The following is a 21,523-nucleotide window of genomic DNA, read 5'->3' on the forward strand; positions in this document are numbered from 1 at the left end:
ATTTTGTATTAAACCTTTTATCTATTAATCTTCTCTCAATACCTAAAATGTCTTAAAGTAAATTAAGAAATAAGCATTTAAGCTTTATAAATAAATATTATGTAATCTTAATAAGATCTAAATAAGCCAACTAAACGTCCTAATACAGCACAATCATCAACTATAATAGGTTCCATAGTTTTATTCTCAGGCTGTAATCTTATGTGATCTTTTTCTTTAAAGAATCTTTTTATAGTAGCTTCTGTTTCTATTAAGGCAACAACTATTTCTCCATTGTTAGCATGATTACATTGTTCTATTATTGCAAGATCTCCATCTTCAATACCAACTTCAATCATACTATTTCCGCTTACTTTTAAAGCGAATAGCTCATTATCATGTTTTATATATTCAATTGGAATAGGAAATACATCTTCTATATTTTCTGTAGCAAGTATAGGCATACCTGCAGTAACTTTACCTACTATAGGAATATGAACCATTTCTTTCTTAGGCATTGACAGTTCAGCTATCTCTAGAGCTCTTGGTTTGGTAGGATCTCTCTTTATCAAGCCTTTTTTCTCTAATCTCTTAAGATGTCCGTGAACAGTTGATGTAGATTTCAATGAAACAGCTTCACAAATCTCTCTAACTGAAGGTGGGTATCCTTTGTTTTCAGTATAATTTTTTAAGAACTCATATATCTCTGTTTGTTTATTATTTTCAAGCATAACTTACACCTCTCAATCTAATTAATATGATTATATCACATATATTGTCACTTATCAAACTAACGTTCTCATTTTGTTGATATTATTGCTAAGGTTTGATATAATTGTTTATTGTATATAAAGGTGTAACAATTATATTTGAAAATTATCTTCAAAACCTCTTTGTTTTTAATATGATCAATTGAAGATATAAATTCTAATATCAAAGTAGTACATCTATATATTCTAAACATATATGTACGGATATATTGACAATAGATTAAAAGCGGAGTAGTGTACATTATGAGTAAACTTAATTTGCATTTTGCAGATAGGAGAGAAAGTATGAATAATAACGAAGTTTTAAAAGACGAATTATGCGATATTTTTCCTAATAAAATATGCGACAATTGTGGTAAATGCCTAGAAAATGAAGGTGTTGATCTTAGAGCTATAAAGATTGAAGACATTGCTAGAAGTGTAGATGAAAATGATTTTGTAGAAGATGAGCTAATTGAGCTTGATGACGAAAGTGATGATGGGGTAGACCTATACGAAGATTCTGAAGATAGCGAAGTTATATACGAAGAAGAAGATTACGAAGATGCCTGGGATCACATAGAATACATAGATGATTTGCAAGATATCTTAGATGATACTGAAAGTATTCAAAAGTTGACTGAAGAAGTTTATCCAGGACTTATAAAGATCAGAAGAAGAGAGTAGTGGAGCGTCTATTTTTTTAGACTTCACTATATTTACATAAGCTCTGAAAATAACAAAAGAAAAAAACACTGAAAGAATATATTCTTTCAGTGTTTTTCTTTTACATGATATTAGGGTAGTGGCGTTTAAATTTCGAACTATATTTAACTAACAAAAAAATAAGCTGGTTTATACAGTAGAAAAGTAAAGTGCTGATTTTAGAGAAGTTTATATCTAAAACATTTATTACTGTATGTTACTTATTATACTTATTAATCTGAGATAAAGGATTTGATTTCACAGCTTCTCTTAGACTTTCATCATCTATATGGGTATAAATCTGTGTAGTAGAAACGCTTTCGTGACCAAGAATTTGCTGAAGGCTTCTTATATCTACATTGCCGTATTTATACATAAGGGTAGCAGCAGTGTGCCTAAGCTTATGCGGTGTATATTTTGCTTCGGTTAATCCGCTGTTTGTTATATGTTTTTTTACTAATATTTCTACAGTTCTTTTATCAATTTTCTTGTTTCTTGAAGAAAGAAATAAATACTTTTTGTTTTCAGTATCACACTTTGAAGCGTCTCTTACTTGAAGATATCTATTGATAGAATCTAATGAGGCTTCATTAAGATAAACGGTTCTTTCTTTATTTCCTTTACCTATAATAGTAAGTATATCATTCTTGATTTTATCTATTTGTATATTACAAAGTTCCGATAATCTTAAGCCGCAGTTTAAGAATAAGGTTAATATGCAATAATCCCTTAGATAGTTCTTGTTTTTCTTATCCAGAGAATTCAATAAGTTTATACTCTGATCTAAGGTTAAGTAAACCGGATGTCTTTTGCTTATCTTTGGTGTTTCTAGTTCTATTGTAGGATCTTCAGATATTATCTTTGCTTTAGTGGAGATAAACTTAAAGTAAGACTTTAAAGCTGCGACTTTTCTAGCTCTGGCATAAGTTCCGTTTTCTCTTTGTTTTTCAACAAAACTCATAAATGCATACAGATCAGTTAGCTTTATATTTTTTATGAAAGTTTCATCTATATCTGATAAAACAATTTCTTCGAATTCTACATTTGAACTACAGAGACCTTTATAAACCTTTAAAAATCTAAAAAATACCGTTAAATCAAATTTATATCCTTCAATTGTTCTTTTTGATTTACCTTTTATAGTTTCTAAATAATTAATAAAATCAATAACCGAAGGTGGTAAATTATTATTTGCTTGAATTGCTTTTATATCGTATTTCATTGAAAATTCTCCTTAAAAACCATTAATCATAAGTTCTTATTAAATTATACCATATATTTTATAAAATCTGTACACTTATTTCGCTAAATTAGCATTTAGCGAAATTAATTTTCGGTATTTTTAGTGTTTTTTTATCATAAATCCTGATTTTTTATAAGAAAAAACTAATTTCGTGTTGTCACATGTATGATTTTCTATTTTTACACTGTTTATTTAATCAGCATCTTCATATTTATGTTTTTAACTTATAAATCTATTTTTTTTATAATGCGTTTATAATTTACATGAATCTAAATCAAAATTTTTCACCAATCGATTTTGACGAAAAAATTCTACGGAAAATTTCTAGAACATCTATTTGCACATTTTATATATTTTTAAAATTAATATTTTTGTATAAATCCACACAGTTTTAAAATTATTCATTGCACAAAAAATAATTTTAACTAGCAGCTTTTATATTAAAAATCTGAATTATATTCTCAGATTATATATATAGCTAAATATTAATATGTATTAAATATATTATGTATGAATAAATCTTGTTACGGATCTATAACTTCTAATAATATATTTATGTATCTAAACACAAAATTTTAGTTTCTAATATATTCGGTGTATTCATATATGCTTTTTTCAATTATTAATCTTAGAATCTAAAAGTTATTTAATATAAATATACCAATACCCGATACAACTACATATATTATTAGTAAATAATAAAAAATCAACTCTTTACTAAAAAAACTTCTCAATCACTATTGATAAGGTTTTTTAATTTAATAAATTGTATGCAATTGAAGATTGTAATTTTACATATTAAATATTATGTTAAGTAAAGTAATATAAATAAAAATAAGAGATGTTTTCACATCTCTTACATTTTCGCTTAAATTATGTTTATAAATGTAACTTATACATTTATTTGAGCTTCTACTCCTAATGATTCTCTATTAGCTTCTAAAACCGGAGCAACTTCATTCTTCAAGAACTCTACCACTTGACCTGGTGCTCTCCCTATAAATTTGCTAGGATCAATTACATTGTAAACTTCTTCTTTAGATAATAAGAAGCTTTCATCAGAAGCAATTCTTTCTATAAGGTCGTTATTAAGACCTTCTTCTTTTACTCTTCTAGCAGCATCCATAGAGTGAACTCTTATTTTTTCATGCATTTCCTGTCTGTCTGCTCCCCTTTTTACAGCTTCCATCATTATATTTTCTGTAGCCATAAAAGGTAATTCATTAGACACATGAGAAGCTATTACCTTATCGTAAACCACCATATTTTCAGCGATATTTATGTAAAGATTCAATACGCCGTCTAAAGCTAAGAAAGCTTCTGCTACTGCTATTCTCTTATTAGCAGAATCATCTAAGGTTCTTTCAAACCATTGAGTGGAAGCTGTAATAGCTGGGTTTAAAGCATCAACTATAATATATCTAGCTAAAGCTCCCATTCTTTCTGAACGCATAGGATTTCTCTTATAAGCCATAGCTGAAGATCCTATCTGATTCTTTTCAAAAGGCTCTTCTACTTCTTTCATACTTTGAAGAAGTCTTAAGTCATTACTGAACTTATAAGCGCTTTGAGCTATTTCAGATAAAGTATTAAGAACTATAGAATCTACTTTTCTTGGGTATGTTTGGCCTGTAACTGCATAACTACTCTTATAGCCCATTTTTTCAGCTACAATGATATCTAATTCTTTTACTTTTTCTTCATCTCCGTTAAATAGAGCCATAAAGCTAGCCTGAGTACCAGTAGTTCCTTTTACCCCTCTTAACTTTAACTTTTCAATAACAAAATCTAAGTTTTCAAGATCTATTAATAAATCCTGAATCCAAAGTGTAGCTCTCTTTCCTACTGTTGTTAACTGAGCTGGTTGAAAATGTGTAAAACCTAAAGTAGGTAAATCTTTGTATTTCTCAGCAAAATTCCCTAAATGATTTATTACATTTATAAGCTTTTTCTTAACTAACAGTAAAGCTTCCTTCATTATTATTATGTCCGTATTATCTCCAACATAACAACTTGTTGCACCTAAATGAATTATCCCCTTTGCACTTGGGCATTGTAATCCATAGGCATAAACATGACTCATTACATCATGTCTTACTTCTTTTTCTTTTGCTATGGCATCATCATAATTAATATCGTATATGTGCTCTTTAAGCTCATTAATTTGTTCCTCAGTAATATTTAATCCTAATTCCCTTTCGCACTCTGCTAATGCAACCCAAAGCTTTCTCCAAGTTGAAAATTTCATGTCATCAGAAAACAAGTAAGACATCTCTTTTGACGCATATCTTGAATTCAAAGGTGTGCTATACAAATTTCTCATTCTTCATCCTCCTACGAATAAAATGTAAAAATATAGAGTCATCATTCGTATTATATCATATTTTTTCATATTTTACAGGTATATTTTATTAATTATTTTAATATATATACAGTGGGAATTTAATATGATGGGAGTTGAATATTGTGTACAAGCTTAGTATAATCGACAAACTCAGCTTTTTATTAGTAATTATAGGAGCTCTCAACTGGGGACTGATAGGATTACTTAACTTTAATCTCGTTAAGTTTATATCCTTCGGTAACTGTATCGTTGAAAGAATCATATATATACTAGTTTTCGCCGCAGCAATAAATCTTGTATATGTAATACTTAAAAGCAAAACAGATTTTAAAAAGGGTTTCTGAACATAACTATAAGTAGATTTTGGACTAGCTATCCACTCTACTCCACTAAAGATAATAATACGAATGCATTTTGAAACATCCTTAATGTGTATAAGATGTATGTAACAAAAAGTCAATTTTTTAAAAAGTCATAACAAAAATAAAAAAGGTTCCTAACGGAACCTTTTTCGTCTTATTCTTCTAAGCTTTCAACTAACTTAACAATTTCTTCAGCTGCTAAAGTTTCGTCATCGCCAGAAGCTATAACCTTTATGTTAGCATCTTTAGTAACGCCTAAAGAAAGAACTCCTATTAAACTCTTAACATTAGCTTTCTTTCCATTGAATTCAATGCTAATATCAGATTTAAATGATGATGCCTTCTTTACTAATAATGTTGCTGGTCTAGCATGTAAACCAGTTGAATTTTTAACTAATACTTCTTTAGTTACCATTATATCCACCTCTTTATTCATATTTTATATCATTAACTATTATATTATAATAACTTTTGGACAAAATTTCAATAAGTTTTGGACAAGTTGCTTATTTTAGTTTATTTAAGAAGGATTTTAATCTGTTTATTCCCTCTTCAATGTTATCTGTAGATGTTGCATAAGATAACCTAATATAGTCATCAAGTCCAAATGCTATTCCCGGAACAGTAGCAACAGCGCCATCTTCCAAGAGAACTTCTGAAAACTTTATTGAGTCCTCAATAATAGTTTCACCAAATTTCTTTTTTAAATAATATGATATGTTTACCATAACATAAAAAGCGCCGCTTGGGTTAATTATTTTTACATTTTCAATTTCATTTAATTTTTTTGCCATGAAGTTTCTTCTTCTCTCAAATTCTAAAGCCATATCTTTTACTACAGCTTCCTCTGTATTAAGAGCCTCTATAGTAGCATGCTGTGCTATAGTATTTGGATTTGAAGTCATGTGACTTTGTATACTAGACATAAGCTTAATCACATTTCCTGGTCCAGCAGCGTATCCTATTCTCCAACCTGTCATAGAGTAGGTTTTAGAAACACCGTTTATCACTATAGTTCTATTAAATGCGTCTTCTGATAAAGCAGCTATGCTAACATGTTCATTTCCATCATATATTAATTTTTCATATATTTCGTCTGATACTATGTATAAATCATGTTCTTTAGCAAAGTTAGCAATTTCTATTAATTCTTCTTTTGAATAAATAGTTCCAGTAGGATTGTTAGGAGAATTAAGTAAAATTGCTTTTGTTTTATCAGTTAACACCTTATTTAATTCATCAATGGTATATTTAAAATCATTTTCCTCTTTACATTCAACAAAAACTGGAACGCCATCTGCTATTTTTATAAGTTCTGGATAACTAACCCAATATGGAGTAGGAACAATAACCTCTTCTCCTGGATTTAGTAATGCAAGAAATAAATTTCCTAAACATTGCTTTGCTCCATTTGAAATTATTACTTGTGATGTAGAATAAGTAAGATTATTATCACGAAGAAATTTTTCGCATACTGCCTTCTTTAGATCAATAAGTCCTGATGCAGGTGTATACTTAGTATAACCTTTTTTCATAGCTTCAACAGCTGCATCAATGATATTTTGAGGTGTATTAAAATCTGGTTCTCCTGCTGCAAAACTTATAACGTTTATTCCAGCTTTTTTCATTTCATTTGCCTTTGCTGTAACTGATAGTGTTATAGAAGGAGTTAATGCTTCTATTTTTCTTGATAATGTCATGATACCCCACCTTTATAATTTATTATAAAATCTAATAATATTATCTAAATAAGCTTTATCTATGCCAAATTCACCAATAAGATTTTTATCCTCATTGCAGCACACTCCGTGGCAATCACTACCACCGGTAATTAAAAGCTTATATTTTTTGCAAAGATTGTAGCATTTATTAATTTGTTCCTTAGAATGACCAGGGTGAAAAACTTCCACACCACAAAGACCGTAGTCTTTTAATCTTTTAATTATTTTTTCAACATCCATGCCTCTATATATCTTACCTGGATGAGCAAGCACCGGTATACCGCCAGCATTTCTAATTAAGCATAAGGTTTCCTTATAACTTAGCTTATATCTTTCAACATATGCAGGTTTTCCCTTAATAAGATAATTGTTAAAGGCCATTTTATATGTATCAGCATAGCCTTTTTCTACAAGTATGTTGGCAAGATGTGCTCTCCCAGTAGTATCGATACAAGAACATTGAATATCTTCTATACTAACATCCACACCTAGATTATTTAGTCTCTTGATAATCTCTCTAATCCTATCCATTCTAGCTTCGCCTAATTTAACCATAATTTCATTAAGCATAGAATTATTAATGTCTACAAAATAACCTAATATATGCAATTCTAAATCCTCGTAAGTGGTGCTTATTTCTACACCGTTAATTATATTAACAGAGGACTGGGAACCTTTAAGAATAAACTGAGATTTTATCGAGTCGTGGTCAGTGATAGATATAGTATTTATATCCTTAGATTCTGCTATACGAAGTATTTCTGAAGGGCTTAACGTTCCATCAGAAAAATTTGAATGTATATGTAAATCAGCATATTTCATCTTATGCACCTTATTTCCATATTATATATTAAAATATAACATTATTAATTCTAAAAGTAAATAATCCGATATACATTGATAATTATTCTTATGCACTGTTCTATATATTCTATTCTAATATAAAATTAACTATCCATCTATAAAAATTAATCTTCATATAATTTTATATTCATATGATTATATATTTATAAAAACATATAAATATATAATGTTAGAGCGGTTTTCAAGGTATACTCTTTTATAGAGAACTCAATATAAAGCACAAGTTATCCTCTCAAAACAAGGTCTTACAAAGAATATTTAATAGAAAGATTATAGCTTAGAGTTTGAGTTTGTAATCCTGTATATAATTCTTAACTCACTATTTATCTTATATAGGGCTATAAATAAAAAATACGATTTTTAATTAAGAATAATTTAGATTTCTAAATAGTAAAGCTCTAAGAACACTTGTTAACCTTAAAGTTTATAGTTACAATATAAATAAAATAAGTATAAAAGTGGTAATTAATCTTTTGAAAAAATTATTATACATATTAGCTTAACTATACTAATATGATACAACTTAAAGGAGATATTAGATAATGATAATAGGAATAATAATATTGGCTATTCTTACAGCGCTATCATTAATTCTCATTAGCGGAAAAGGTGGTATTTTGCTAGCTGGGTATAACACTTTATCCAAAGAAGAAAAAGAAAAATATGATGAGAAAAAACTTTGTAGAAATTCAGGCTTTGAATTATTAGCCGTTGATATATTGTTAGCAGTACTTTTAATTTATATTAGTACAGACTTTGGTAAAGTGCATCCTTTATTTGCAGCTATACCAATAGCATTAATCATAATTGTTTTTGTATTTATCTCTGTTTTTAAAACAGAAAAAGATAAAGAAAAGTTTTATAAAGATCAGCATAAGAGAAGAGATTAGTAGTTATATGCCACTAACCTCTTCTCTTTCTTTGCTTTAGAAGCCAGTTAAAAAGCTCTGGGTCTTCATAAGCTTTGGTACAAACTTCATGATCACAATTTTCATAAACCTTGAATATAAGCTTTTTATTGTATTCCTTTAACCTATCTACTATCCTTTTACTTTCCTCAAAATCAACCACAGTGTCACTATCACCATGAGCTACCCATATAGGTGTATCTTTCAAGTATCTAACAGCTTTTTTAGGAGAAATAGCTCCACCGCATATTGGAGCTATAGCTGCAAATAGTTCTGGGTTAGTTATAGCAAAGTTCCAAGTACCGTATCCACCCATACTGTAGCCTGTTAGATATATTCTTTCGCTATCTATGGAGTAATCCTGCTGTACTATATCTAGAAGTTCCTTTAAATATTTAAATTGCATTTCCCAGCTTTCATCCTTTGGGCAGCGAGGTGATAGTACTAAAAATGGTAGATCTTCGTTTTCCCTAAGTATCTTATGTATGCCATATTGTTTTACAGCTTCAATATCCTTATTCCGTTCTCCTGAACCATGAAGGGAAAGTATTAGTGGCCATTTTTTATTTTCATCGTAACTTTTTGGTTTATATATTAAATAATCTAATGAAATATTTATAATTTTTTTAAGTTTGTGATCTGAATAACTCATATTAGCCCCTTTTTCTTTATTAAATTCTAATGCTATAAGAATATAACATTTTATTTTTATAATATTATTTTATCATTAACTGTTATTAAGCTATAGCTGAAAATATAGGTTTATATATTTTTGATAGTCTACTTTTCTAAGGAATATACACATAGGATTTCAACGCCTATGCGAATGGATTTAAAAAATGTTGTTATTTAGATTATGTAAATTCAAAAATATACTTTTATGAAACTTAATATTAAGCTTATTAAAATACTTAATTGTTATATAACAAAGAAATCGTAACAACATTTTTTTGATACATAGATATAGATACTAGAAATACATTAGTTAGCTTCTTAATGATAATCTTTTGCTACATAAGATTTAATAATCTCCATAAGCATATACCATTTGCATATACAAACCTCTTATATCCATAGATGGCTTGTCAGGAATCTTTTTTAGATTAGACTCATAACTAACTTTGCCTGTTACAGCAAGACATAGAGCATCTATGATATCATCTCTAATAGTTTTAAACCTCTTATTAGAATCAATCTCTCTACTTACCTCTTCTGTATGTATATAGTACTTGCTAAGTAAAGTAATCCTTTTTTCAAAACCTTCTATTGTTTTCTTGTTTTCTATTATTACTCTAGGAGCTCTTTCATAGCAATTCAACATAGAAAAACATATTTCTGGATGACTTTCTAGTAGTCTATTTTTAAAATCAGGATGCTCTAATAAAAACCGATCTACATCTCTTATTTTAGGAAATATTCCATAAGACTGTTTACTTAAACCTTTGCCTAAAATTAATTTATTCATTTCATTTGCTTTTAAATAGTCTGTCTCATATAGTGCCTGTCTACAAGGCACATTAAAAATACAGGAAGCCCTTGATTTTAAAATCTTTCTAGCTTCACTCTCCGGTCTTATATCTTCTACACTTTCAGGTAATCCTATAGGCATGTCTATAAGCATTACCTTACTATCCCAATAGGTTAAACATAATTCTTCAATATTTTCAAAGACTTTAATCTCAAAAGCCTCTTCTGTTATATAAACAGCTACATAGCCGCCCTTACATCCATCTATCCCTAGAAAACTGGACTTTTTATCTTCCATTGCAATCTCCCTATTAAATATATTTTATACACCATTATAAAGCTATTATTCATATGTTACTCATCATATGTCAGCATTTTTGCTTTATTGACATAAATTTTGCTTTTTGATAATATTATAATACCGTCCAGTCGGTATGTGAATAAGATTTTAAATTTTAGGTATATATTAGTCTAAAACTATTTAACTATCTATATATTTTTTCTCTAGTTAAGCCTAGGAATGTGAAGGGTTTAGAGAAAACTATCAGGTGAAAAATCAAAAAATCTTATTTGCCAATATATAATTAAAGGAGACATAAAGTTTATGACTATTTCTATAAAAGAAAAAATCCTGTATTCGGCCAATAAAGTCATTGAGGAAAAAGGATTAAACGCTTTTACTTTAGATGAGGTAGCTAAAGAAGCTGGTATAAGTAAAGGGGGACTTCTTCACTACTACTCTAATAAAGAAAGTTTAATAAGAGTACTTATTGAAAAATACGTAGAGTTATTTGAAAGAAGCATACAAGGTGATGATGATGAAAGCAATAGTAACTGGCTTATATCTTATATACAGGAACAATATAATCAATCTAAAATAGACACAAATACAATGTATGGACTTTTAGCTGCAGTTGCATCAAATCAAAACTTGCTCCAACCTGTGCTAGACAAAAGAAAACAATGGGTAGAGAAAATTAATAAAACTAAAGATCCAGTGCTGGCACTTATTATTAGCTTTGCTTGTGATGGTATAGCATTTTCAAATCTATTAGGATTAGATGTGCTTGATGAATGCCAGAAGTCCAAACTCGTTGAAAGACTTATAAGCTTGGTAAAAGAATGCTACTAAAATATGTTCCCTTATATCTATTCAGTACAGGTTTTACAAATCAGCTAATTTTCTATACTTTAACTATTTTCGGAATACTAAAGCAACTAAGGATGTCATGGTTTCTAGGTACTATATATGTATTAAACTCCATTACTATAATCACTATCCTCTTTGTAGAGAGAAAGAAAACTTCAACTGCTCTTTCGTGGATTCTAATACTTACTTTTATACCAGTATTAGGTTTTATTTTCTATCCTATCCTTGGGAGAAACTTAAGGCCAAATCAAAAAAGAACCTTTGCGCTTAAAAAGAAATTGGACATACTGTATAACGAAAGATTACACAAAGAAAACTACCTACTGAAATACGATAACAAAAACTATATTGATAAGGAGCTTATACCCTACGAAGATATTATCAAAATGAATTCTAATGGTGCCAATAGCTATTATTCTTCTGATAATGATATACAGATTTACACTAAGGGTGAGGATAAGTTCAAGTCTTTATTAGAAGACATAAGAGCTGCTAAAGAGACAATTAATATATTATATTACATTATTAACAACGACAAGTTAGGAAATAAGGTGGTTGACCTTCTTACTAAAAAGGCCAGCGAAGGCGTTGAAGTAAGGGTACTTTATGACCATGTAGGAAGTATACTTACTCCACACAAAATGTTTAAAAACCTAATAAAGTGTGGTGGCGAGGTGTATAGATTCTCCCCAATAAAAATTGGTACTTATACAAGAGTAAACTACAGAAATCATCGTAAGATTGTAATAATAGATGGAAAGATAGCATACACAGGCGGCATGAACATAGGAGATGAATATTTAGGCTTAGATAATCGCATTAAGCCTTGGAGAGACACTCACCTCAGGATAACCGGTACCTCTGTCTATACTCTTCAAGAAAGATTTCTAATGGATTGGTCCTATGCTTCTGACAGCGAAAGAGAAACAGATATTGATACATTGAACAAGTTCTTTCCTAAAGTTAAATGCAAAGGCTCAATAGGTGCACAGGTTATTTCTAGTGGCCCTGATGTCAATGGTGATCATATAAAGAAGGCTTATATTAAAATGATAGCTTCAGCTAAGAAGACTATATATATACAAACTCCATATTTTATACCAGATGACTCCTTTATAGAAGCACTTCAGATAGCTATCCTTTCCGGTGTAGATGTAAAGATTATGCTGCCTAAAATATATGACAAGCTATTAGTATATAGAGCTACTACTTCATATATAAAGGATATACTCCAGTACGGAGGAGAAGTTTATTTGTATCCAGGCTTCCTTCATTCAAAAATGCTTGTAATTGATGGTAAGGTAGCTTCTATAGGCACCGCTAATATGGACGTAAGGAGTTTTTCATATAACTTTGAGGTAAACACCTTTATATATGATAATGAGTTGGCATATAAATGTAATCAAATCTTTGAAGAAGACAGAAAAATTTCTGAGTTTGTTACGAAAGAGGTCTACGATAAGAGAAAGCTTTATATAAAGCTTCAAGAAAATCTATGTAGATTATTTTCTCCTATGCTATAACTATATTATAAGTATTAAGTATTTTGAAAACTATAAAAGTTAAGCGCATAGACTTCGACTACATAAATAACAAAAGTGCTGTTAAGGAACATAAAATAAAAACAATCTAGCTTTAGGTCTTACCTTTTAGCTAGATTGTTTTTATAATTATATTTTCTATAATCATTAATCCTTGTATATATGATAGCTATATAAGAGTTTTTTATCTTTAATTTTTACTCTTTTCTGTCTTAGCAGAAGTTAGTACACCATTTTCCATATTGAATACTTCATCACACAATATCTCAATGTCTTCCTTGTTGTGACTAGATAAAATTATAGTTACCCCTGTACTTTTATATTCTTTAATTAGATTTCTTATATCCTCTACTCCACTGCTATCAAGTCCATTCATAGGCTCGTCTAATATAAGTAATTTAGGCTTTTCCATAATAGCTTGAGCTATTCCTAGTCTTTGCTTCATACCTAATGAAAACTTCTTTACAGGCTTCTTATCTTCAGGATTTAACCCAACTAAATCAATAACCTTCTTAATATCTTCATCGGTAGCTACATTATTGATAGAAGCTAATAACTTTAAATTATTAAACCCAGAATACTGAGGAAGAAAACCTGGTGCTTCTATTATTACCCCTGTATTTTTAGGAAAGTTACCATTGGCTATATCTTCACCAAAAACCTTAACTTCACCTTCTGTAGGATTGATAAGTCCACATATAGTTTTAAATAACATAGACTTACCTGAACCATTTCTTCCTACTATTCCATATATTTTACCTTCTTCTAGCTCTAAATTTACTTTATTAAGTATTACAGCATCCTTATACTTCTTATATAGATTCTTTATTTCAACTACTTTATTTCCCATAATATCTCCTCTTCTCTATCTACCCTTTGAAAGTATGAGTAAATCGTTTTTCATCACTATTCTAAAATTAATAAACAAAAGTATGCAACTAAATATAACTGTATAGATTATTGACCATATGATAGAAAAATTACTTGTATAGTGCTTGATAAGAATTCCTTGATTAGGAGGCAAGAATTTATCTAATTTATTATGTGCTCCTAATTCAATGAAAAATAGTATTAAAACCATATTGGCAATAAACGCAATATTTGAATCCTTAAATACCAAGGAAAGGGTATTTTGAATCAATGTAAGTAAAAAGCTTGTAGCAACAAGTAAAATTAAAATACTCACTAAGGAATATGTATTTATAATATTTTTTATAGCATCTATAGCTATAACCTTTTGGCTACTGTTTCCTAATAAATATAATTTATCACACAGCACTACAATGCCTACCCCTACACCATAATATAGCAAATTGGTTATAAAATTCGTTGTAACAACACAAAGATACCATTTTTTCTTGCTCTCCAGCTTAGGTATAAGATAAGTACTATTTTCATTGATCTGCTTGTACAAGAAATTTCCCATTATTACTAAGATGGGTACCTGGTAAAAAAGATACATAAATACCTGACCTATATCTTCTGCAAGATTCCTTGGGCCAATAAAGATGATATTTAATATATAGTTTGAACTAAAAGCACTGTCATACATGCCAATAGTCATAAATAACATGGATGCAAACATCGCAATACATACTATTATTACCTTAGGTGAGAATATAGAATATAAATTAAGTTTTAACATATTAATAAATTTCCTCATTTTTCACCTTCAAATTTAAAATCTACTCTTTTAACCCTATATAGACCTAAAGCTATAACACTAGATATAGTTATCAACCAAAAGATCAGTTTAAAGACAATCTGATATAAAAAACTAGTAGAAGCCCATACTTCTGAATATATCATTGCATTTTCACAGAGGCTGAATGTAATAGCAGAATGTATTGAACCAGTATATGCTGTAACACCAATAACAATAAATCCAATTGTAATTATAAAAGGCATTATAGTTTTTCTAAAATAAAGACTACTTACATAGAAAACTATACCTATAAAGAAAATATATAACGAAGTTAATAAATAATTTATCAAACATGCTGATAAGGGACTGACTGCTTTAATACAAGCCGTTATGTCAGTTGTCATAATCTTCGAAATTATAATACTCGAATTCGACCAATCATTTTTAATACAAAGATTCAAAACACCTTGTAGAAATATTATAACTACAACAACTAGTACATATAACAATGATGTTATGGCTGTTGTTGCTATATTTATAAAAAACAGTTGTTTCCTATTAGAAAACTTTAAGAACATGTATTTATTATAGCTACTTTTATTTATTAGGTTCCTTATTATTATCAGAAAGAACAGATCTAAAAAGAAAACAAGAAAAATATACTGATTAAACAAAAATAGCATATAGTCATAAATACTTACATCTTTATATCCAACGAAGGTTTTAGTAAAATCAAAAAATTGACCAAACACGTAAAGTATTAAAATAAATATAGCAAAATAAGTTATTTTATTTAAAATAATATTATTAAAATAATTCTTTAACATATTTTTCTTATTCAATTTTATCACCATTTCTACCACTTGAAAATTTCACAAAAAGTAATACACCAAATAAAAACAAAATAGAATCATAAAGAAGGATATGCTTTATATTTACATAGCTGCGGAGGGTGAAGTCAATTATTCCGGATAGATGAAAGTCAAAGATGCTATTTACACCATAATACTCTAGTACTGTACCTGTAAATATAGCAAGTATAAAAGGCAGTATTATTGCTAGATATCTATTTTTTATTATTACAGACAAACCTAATCCTAAAGTAGAAATGACCATGCCATATATAAAAGTAAGAGCAATTATTGAAAATACGAAAAGTAATGGTCTATTAACTGATAGCCAACTTAGATCTCCAGCATACTTACCTACAGCCATGCCATTTGTTTTTACTCCATAAAATAAAGCGTAAAAAACAAAAATAGTACTTAAAGGAATAGTTAGTGCTAAAGCTCCTGCAAGTGCATTAGATATTAATCTTATAACTACATATTTTTTATGAGAAATTCTTAACAATAAATATTTAAAAAATCCACTTTCTTTATCTTCTAAGAAAGAAGCTACAAACGGAAGTGAAACTATTACAGGCGCCAATAATGGAAGTAAACTAGCACTCCCTAAGGAATGAGCCAGCATAAAATAATAAACTGCATCTTTCTTTTCTACATAAAAATTACCTAGTAGTATACTAGTGAACATGCAAAGAAATGCCATAATAACTGCTACGAGCATATTTTTTGATAGAAAAATTCTTTTCATTTCTTCTTTAAAATAGTATTTCATATATAGCCTCCCTTTTTCTTAATATAAAAAAATTAAATATATGGGAATAGATAAACACCTATTCCCATATGGTAAAACTTTGATTTTTTAGTAACAATCAGGTGTCCATTCACCCTTTGTATAAACTGGTACCCAAATATCTTTTCCAGAATATATATGCATTCTGGTTCTATATCCGTAATACCAAGATTGCCTTCCATTGTAACTCATCTTTGACCATCCACCTGAAGAAAAAGAATCTTCCGATGCAATTTGTTCACTAGTATCTGAGCGTTCTATATTGGAATATAATCTAAAATTTTGAGACGTTGATGTATTTGAATTAAATGCATAAGATGCATTTCCATCACTTTTAGTTACATCGTAGGTAGATATACCTCCAAACACTGGAACCTTTAAATCATAGGTCCCAGAGTTATTCATCGCATAAGCAATATTTGAAGTCCCCATTATAGCCAAGGCAAGAATACCAGAAGCTATAAATCCTTTTTTCTTTGATTTTTTAAACATAAAGTTACCCCTTTTCAATCTTATATATATATTTAAAGTACTAAACCAATTCTTGTCTACTTAATTGGTTAGTGATAATCTGAAATCCAACTTTTGGTACACACATAACATTAATACTTGTGTTACGTATGCACCTATTATAACCCTTACTAATATACTAACTAATTCTAGTAAGCATCTGGAGTCCATGAGCCAGCGGAATGAACTTGTACCCAGCAAGTTAATCCTGACTTTATATGCATTGTTAGACTGTAACCTCTTACACTACTTGCATCACCATAGTATTTCATCTTTGACCATCCGTTAGCAGTGAAATAGTCTTCATCACTTACATCTGTACCATGTAACCTAATAGTGCTATAAAGTTTATAGCCACCACCTACTAATTCATTGTCATTGTACGCGTATGGTGCACTTGCATCAGCTTTATAGCCTGGAGATGTATCAATACCACCACTAACAGGTACAACTAAATCGTAATTATAATACACACCTGCATATGCTATACTTGAAGTCCCCATTACTGCAGCAGCTACAAGTCCAGCTGCTATTACTTTTTTCATTTTCATTTTCTCTCCTCCTAAAAAGACTTTGATTTTTGATTTTTTTGTTGCATGAATTCATATTTTTAACAAGCTTGTCTACATTTAATATAGTATCACATAAATCGGAAATCAGATGTCGAAATAACACACTTCTAAAATAAAAGTTTATTTCATTTTATGATTGTTTTTTCGCGTTACGACTTAGATTAAATGGAGATACGTTATGCATATAACAAAATTCTCTCAATAACTTTAGTAAAATTATATTTAATGCGATAAATTAACAATTTAGTACTAAAATGATTATAAATTTATTAATAATTGTTTCTTTATTTTTTTATTTTCTCTATGAATACCTATACACTTTACTTATAATGAAACTATAAGTTACTCGTAAATCAAATATATCAAAGTTTTTCTAAATAAAAAAACTACTCCTCCAAACTTTAATTGGAAGAATAGCTTTATAATTTATAAATTAATATAAAATCATATGATATTTAGAACTTCTCGTTTCTCCTATGTCATACCAGATTCAGTATATTATATATTCTTAGAGTAAATAAGATAACTTTGTATGTGCTATATAACATCTATCATTTCTAAGCACTTGCCTGCTCCTCTGACAACACAATCTAAAGGCTCTTCAGCAATATGGACAGGAATTGATGTTTCACTGAAAATAAGTTCATCTAATCCTTTTAAAAGTGATCCTCCACCAGAAAGCATTATTCCCTTGTCCATTACATCAGCAGCAAGTTCTGGAGGTGTTTCTTCTATTGTAGCCTTAATCTCTTGAATTATTGCTATCACGGGCTCTTTCAAGGCTTCTCTTATTTGACTTTCTTTAACAATTATAGATCTTGGCAGACCTGTAACCAAATCTCGTCCTCTAACTTCCATCTCTTTATCGTCGGCTAAGTCTTTTGCATATACACAACCTAGCTGGATTTTAATATTTTCTGCGGTTATATCTCCTATGAGAAGATTAAATTCTCTTTTTACATAGCTCATAATAGTCTCATCTAATTCATCTCCAGCTATTCGTAAAGTTTTACTCCTTACAATACCTTGAAGAGAAACTACAGCAATTTCAGTGGTACCTCCGCCTATATCCACAATCATATTGCCAATGGGTTCATCTACAGGTAGTCCTGCTCCTATAGCAGAAGCGATAGGTTCTTCTATAAGCATTACTTTACGTGCTCCTATTTGACTTATAGCTTCATTTATAGCTCTTTTTTCTACTTCAGTAACTCCTGATGGATGTGATACGGCAACTCTTGAACGCTTTGTACTACCACTCATCCGTATCTTATTTATAAATATCTTAACCATTTTTTCTGTTAAGTCAAAGTTAGCTATAACGCCATCTCTCAAAGGCCTAACTGTTTCTACTCCTTCTGGGGTTCTTCCTATCATATTCTTAGCATCCGTTCCAGCAGCTATAACTTGTCTATTCTTTGTTTTAATTGCTACTACAGATGGTTCTCTTAAAACAATACCTTTTCCTCTTAAATATATTAAAGTGTTTGATGTACCTAAATCTATTCCTAAATCTTTAGAAGATGTTAAAAATCCCATTTAAATTGCTCCTTTCAAATTACATTTTATTACGACGATATGTATTGAAATAATTTTAAAATTACATTTGAGAATAACTATTAACTTTACATTATGCATCCAATAACAACTTTTTTTACAGTATAAACCGTTTTTTGCTAATGTATCAATGCATAAATTATGCATATTAAGCCATAATATATACTTATATACTTTTAATGGATAATACTAATGCAATTTAAAATGTGGTAATAAGGTCTACCAAATAAAGAAGTCTTAGCTAATTTACATTCGAATAATTATGATATTCACGGAAATTTAAAAAGATATTCAATTTAAGGAAAAAAATCTTATAAAAAAATCCCTTGTTCTAGTATATTAAAAACACATTTATATTAAGTACTACAATTGTTCTATTAATAAAGATTTAATTTATATAATGTAAATACGTATATTTTTTAAGAATCTGCATTTTCTAGTTGTTATGATGAAAATCTATCATGGAAATAAGATCTTTTTGTTTACCCCAAAAGCTATTCTAAGGCATTGATATCACTATATTTATCTAACAAAAAACATACTGTCTAAGACAGTAAAAAAAGCTGCCTAAGACTTTATTAAGTCAAAGGCAGCTTTCATAACACTACTAGAATCTGAAATCTCTTTTTCCTTCTTTAAGCTCAGTTAAATGTTCTTTAACTATAGTTTTAACCTTATCGTTAGGAATATTTTCAGTTTCAGCTAATATTAATTTTTCACCATTCTTCTTAGTTTCTTCAGAAGCATAATCCTCTAAGTATTCTTTTAATGTCATCAAGGCATTTGGCTGACAGATGTTTGCTATTTGTCCTGATTTAACAAGACTCATAAATCTATCTCCTGTTCTACCTTCTCTATAGCAAGCTGTGCAGAAGCTTGGTATATATCCAAGTTCTAGTAACCAATTTACTATTTCATCAAGAGTACGATTGTCATTGACATCAAATTGAGCTGAGTTTTCTTCTTCTGGTTCTGGTTCTACGTATCCACCAACACTTGTTTTAGAACCACCACTGATTTGTGATACTCCAAGTTCAAGTACACGTTCACGAGTTTTCTTAGACTCACGAGTAGAAACAATCATTCCTGTATATGGTACAGCTATACGTATTATAGCAACTATCTTCTCAAAAATCTCATCTGATATTGCATTTGAGAAACTGTCTGGATCTATGTCATCAGCTGGTCTAATACGAGGTACACTTATTGTATGAGGACCCACCCCCATTGCTGCTTCCAAGTGTTCAGCATGCATCATAAGACCTACAAAGTCATATTTATAAAGGTTTAAACCAAATAATACACCAATACCTACATCATCAATACCAGCTTCCATAGCACGATCCATGGCTTCTGTATGATAAGCATAATTATGCTTTGGTCCAGTTGGATGAAGTTCTTCATAAGTGTCCTTATGATAAGTCTCTTGGAATAATATATAAGTTCCGATACCAGCATCTTTTAATTTTTTATAATCTTCAACAGTAGTAGCGGCAATATTTACATTTACACGTCTTATTTCTCCATTTTTGTGTTTGATGTTATATATGGTTTTAATGCTTTCAAGAATATAATCAAGTGGATTATTTATAGGATCCTCTCCAGCTTCTAAAGCTAAACGCTTATGTCCCATATCTTGAAGAGCAATAGTTTCTCTTCTTATCTCTTCTTGAGTTAGTTTCTTTCTTGCTATATGTTTATTCTTATAATGGTATGGGCAATATACACATCCATTTACACAGTAATTTGAAAGATATAGCGGAGCAAACATTACTATACGATTGCCATAGAATTTTTGCTTTATCTCTTTAGCTAGGCTATACATTTCTTTATTTAATTCATCTACATCACATTCTAAAAGCACAGCAGCTTCTCTATGGCTTATACCTTTGTAGTTCCTAGCTTTTTCAATTATACTAGCGATAAGTTCTCTGTTACTTTTGTTTTCTTGGGCATAGGCTAAAGTGCTTTTTATTTCTTCATCATCAATAAATTCTGTAGCAACTTTAGATTTAACATTATACATTAAAATCCCTCCAATATTATTACTCCTGGCTAAAAACCTTAGAGTAAACCGTTTTGATGTTTACGTTGGGTAACATTCCTAATTTTCCAGAAAGAGCTCCGATAACATCATTAGGTGCATCAACAACTATAGTTATTATATTAATTTTTCGCTCTGCATAAGGGATTCCCATTCTGCCTATAACATAATCATTATAATCATGCAGAATAGTATTTAATTTTTCTACCGAATCCTTATTTTCAACAATAATTCCAATAATAGCGATTCTTGTATCCATATTAAAAATCCTTTCACATATATAAATCGCTAATGTGGCTTCATTAGTGATTTATGCATATCTGCCATAAAAATGTCTACTTAGCTTTTGACAGATTACACATTTTTAACTTCTACTCTTCAGCACAATATAAATAACAGCTTATGTCTATAAATATTAAAGGTATTAGTTTATTAATTGAATGTTATAGAAAAAACATATTATATATCATATCTAAAAAGCAAAAAATCCTTGTACCAAAAAGGAACAAGGACAGAAAATAAAT

At 29.5% G+C, this 21,523-nt stretch carries 22 protein-coding genes; 5 read left to right on the forward strand and 17 right to left on the reverse strand.

Translation table 11 applies throughout. The annotated features are described in order from the left end of the window. Positions 1 to 107 precede the first annotated feature (107 nt). Positions 108 to 710 carry a transcriptional repressor LexA gene (lexA, locus tag GXK57_RS07735; RefSeq protein ID WP_128213649.1) on the reverse strand — a complete coding sequence of 201 codons (603 nt, stop codon included), beginning with the start codon at positions 708 to 710 and terminating at the stop codon, positions 108 to 110. 324 nt (positions 711 to 1,034) lie between these two features. On the opposite strand from lexA, the gene GXK57_RS07740 reads away from it, so the two are divergent. Then, complete coding sequence (locus GXK57_RS07740; RefSeq protein WP_160673941.1) at positions 1,035 to 1,415, forward strand: hypothetical protein; 381 nt, start codon at positions 1,035 to 1,037, stop codon at positions 1,413 to 1,415. Positions 1,416 to 1,650: 235 nt separating this feature from the next. Here GXK57_RS07740 and GXK57_RS07745 read toward each other — a convergent pair whose 3' ends face one another. Both GXK57_RS07745 and purB read right to left on the reverse strand, forming a co-directional pair. After that, positions 1,651 to 2,655, reverse strand: a complete 1,005-nt coding sequence (locus GXK57_RS07745) for a tyrosine recombinase XerC (protein WP_160673944.1) — start codon at positions 2,653 to 2,655, stop codon at positions 1,651 to 1,653. Positions 2,656 to 3,568: 913 nt separating this feature from the next. Then, positions 3,569 to 4,999: an adenylosuccinate lyase gene (gene purB / locus GXK57_RS07750; protein ID WP_160673947.1), complete on the reverse strand. Its 1,431-nt coding sequence runs from the start codon at positions 4,997 to 4,999 to the stop codon at positions 3,569 to 3,571. A gap of 143 nt (positions 5,000 to 5,142) precedes the next feature. Here purB and GXK57_RS07755 point away from each other — a divergent pair, with 143 nt between their 5' ends. Then, the gene (locus tag GXK57_RS07755; protein ID WP_160673950.1) at positions 5,143 to 5,364 is read left to right on the forward strand and encodes a DUF378 domain-containing protein; all 222 of its coding nucleotides are present in this window, start codon (positions 5,143 to 5,145) and stop codon (positions 5,362 to 5,364) included. A gap of 172 nt (positions 5,365 to 5,536) precedes the next feature. Here the strand turns inward: GXK57_RS07755 and GXK57_RS07760 are convergent, their stop codons facing one another. From GXK57_RS07760 to GXK57_RS07770, 3 genes are all read right to left on the reverse strand, one after another. Then, on the reverse strand, positions 5,537 to 5,797 hold the full coding sequence (locus GXK57_RS07760; RefSeq protein ID WP_128213644.1) for an HPr family phosphocarrier protein: 261 nt from the start codon (positions 5,795 to 5,797) through the stop codon (positions 5,537 to 5,539). Between the two features lie 91 nt (positions 5,798 to 5,888). Continuing rightward, entirely contained in the window at positions 5,889 to 7,082 is a 1,194-nt protein-coding gene (locus GXK57_RS07765) for a pyridoxal phosphate-dependent aminotransferase (RefSeq protein WP_160673953.1), read from the reverse strand. A gap of 12 nt (positions 7,083 to 7,094) precedes the next feature. Then, complete coding sequence (locus GXK57_RS07770) at positions 7,095 to 7,925, reverse strand: PHP domain-containing protein (RefSeq protein WP_160673956.1); 831 nt, start codon at positions 7,923 to 7,925, stop codon at positions 7,095 to 7,097. Positions 7,926 to 8,509: 584 nt separating this feature from the next. Here GXK57_RS07770 and GXK57_RS07775 point away from each other — a divergent pair. Continuing rightward, the gene (locus GXK57_RS07775; RefSeq protein ID WP_160673959.1) at positions 8,510 to 8,857 is read left to right on the forward strand and encodes a DUF3784 domain-containing protein; all 348 of its coding nucleotides are present in this window, start codon (positions 8,510 to 8,512) and stop codon (positions 8,855 to 8,857) included. Positions 8,858 to 8,870: 13 nt separating this feature from the next. On the opposite strand, the gene GXK57_RS07780 is transcribed toward GXK57_RS07775, so the two are convergent. Then, complete coding sequence (locus GXK57_RS07780) at positions 8,871 to 9,527, reverse strand: prolyl oligopeptidase family serine peptidase (RefSeq protein ID WP_160673962.1); 657 nt, start codon at positions 9,525 to 9,527, stop codon at positions 8,871 to 8,873. A 369-nt stretch (positions 9,528 to 9,896) separates the two neighbouring features. Continuing rightward, a complete protein-coding gene (locus GXK57_RS07785; RefSeq protein WP_160673965.1) occupies positions 9,897 to 10,640 on the reverse strand; it encodes a DUF429 domain-containing protein in 744 nt (247 codons plus the stop codon). Positions 10,641 to 10,946: 306 nt separating this feature from the next. Between GXK57_RS07785 and GXK57_RS07790 the strand changes: the two genes are divergently transcribed. Next, positions 10,947 to 11,474 (forward strand): TetR/AcrR family transcriptional regulator, encoded by a 528-nt coding sequence (locus GXK57_RS07790; protein ID WP_160673968.1) that lies wholly within the window; start codon positions 10,947 to 10,949, stop codon positions 11,472 to 11,474. 92 nt (positions 11,475 to 11,566) lie between these two features. Further along, positions 11,567 to 13,015, forward strand: a complete 1,449-nt coding sequence (gene cls, locus GXK57_RS07795) for a cardiolipin synthase (protein WP_160673971.1) — start codon at positions 11,567 to 11,569, stop codon at positions 13,013 to 13,015. 208 nt (positions 13,016 to 13,223) lie between these two features. Here the strand turns inward: cls and GXK57_RS07800 are convergent, their stop codons facing one another. The 9 genes from GXK57_RS07800 to GXK57_RS07840 form a co-directional block, all read right to left on the reverse strand. Further along, the gene (locus tag GXK57_RS07800) at positions 13,224 to 13,883 is read right to left on the reverse strand and encodes an ABC transporter ATP-binding protein (protein WP_160673974.1); all 660 of its coding nucleotides are present in this window, start codon (positions 13,881 to 13,883) and stop codon (positions 13,224 to 13,226) included. Between the two features lie 15 nt (positions 13,884 to 13,898). Continuing rightward, the gene (locus GXK57_RS07805; RefSeq protein WP_160673977.1) at positions 13,899 to 14,696 is read right to left on the reverse strand and encodes a hypothetical protein; all 798 of its coding nucleotides are present in this window, start codon (positions 14,694 to 14,696) and stop codon (positions 13,899 to 13,901) included. Next, positions 14,693 to 15,520 carry a hypothetical protein gene (locus tag GXK57_RS07810; RefSeq protein WP_160673980.1) on the reverse strand — a complete coding sequence of 276 codons (828 nt, stop codon included), beginning with the start codon at positions 15,518 to 15,520 and terminating at the stop codon, positions 14,693 to 14,695. Before GXK57_RS07810 ends, GXK57_RS07805 begins: the two co-directional genes overlap by 4 nt. Next, positions 15,513 to 16,298, reverse strand: coding sequence for a hypothetical protein (locus GXK57_RS07815; protein WP_160673983.1), 786 nt, complete (start codon positions 16,296 to 16,298; stop codon positions 15,513 to 15,515). The genes GXK57_RS07810 and GXK57_RS07815 overlap by 8 nt, the downstream gene beginning before the upstream one ends. Before the next feature lie 87 nt (positions 16,299 to 16,385). Beyond that, on the reverse strand, positions 16,386 to 16,808 hold the full coding sequence (locus GXK57_RS07820; RefSeq protein WP_160673986.1) for a hypothetical protein: 423 nt from the start codon (positions 16,806 to 16,808) through the stop codon (positions 16,386 to 16,388). Positions 16,809 to 16,975: 167 nt separating this feature from the next. After that, a complete protein-coding gene (locus tag GXK57_RS07825; protein ID WP_160673989.1) occupies positions 16,976 to 17,377 on the reverse strand; it encodes a hypothetical protein in 402 nt (133 codons plus the stop codon). 558 nt (positions 17,378 to 17,935) lie between these two features. Further along, positions 17,936 to 18,937: a rod shape-determining protein gene (locus GXK57_RS07830; protein WP_160673992.1), complete on the reverse strand. Its 1,002-nt coding sequence runs from the start codon at positions 18,935 to 18,937 to the stop codon at positions 17,936 to 17,938. A gap of 625 nt (positions 18,938 to 19,562) precedes the next feature. Continuing rightward, positions 19,563 to 20,981 (reverse strand): [FeFe] hydrogenase H-cluster radical SAM maturase HydG, encoded by a 1,419-nt coding sequence (hydG, locus tag GXK57_RS07835; RefSeq protein ID WP_160673995.1) that lies wholly within the window; start codon positions 20,979 to 20,981, stop codon positions 19,563 to 19,565. Positions 20,982 to 21,000: 19 nt separating this feature from the next. Further along, entirely contained in the window at positions 21,001 to 21,258 is a 258-nt protein-coding gene (locus tag GXK57_RS07840) for a TM1266 family iron-only hydrogenase system putative regulator (RefSeq protein ID WP_160673998.1), read from the reverse strand. Positions 21,259 to 21,523 lie beyond the last annotated feature (265 nt).

This window comes from Clostridium sp. C8-1-8, assembly GCF_009928445.1.
Classification (GTDB): Bacteria; Bacillota; Clostridia; order Clostridiales; family Clostridiaceae; genus Clostridium_AR.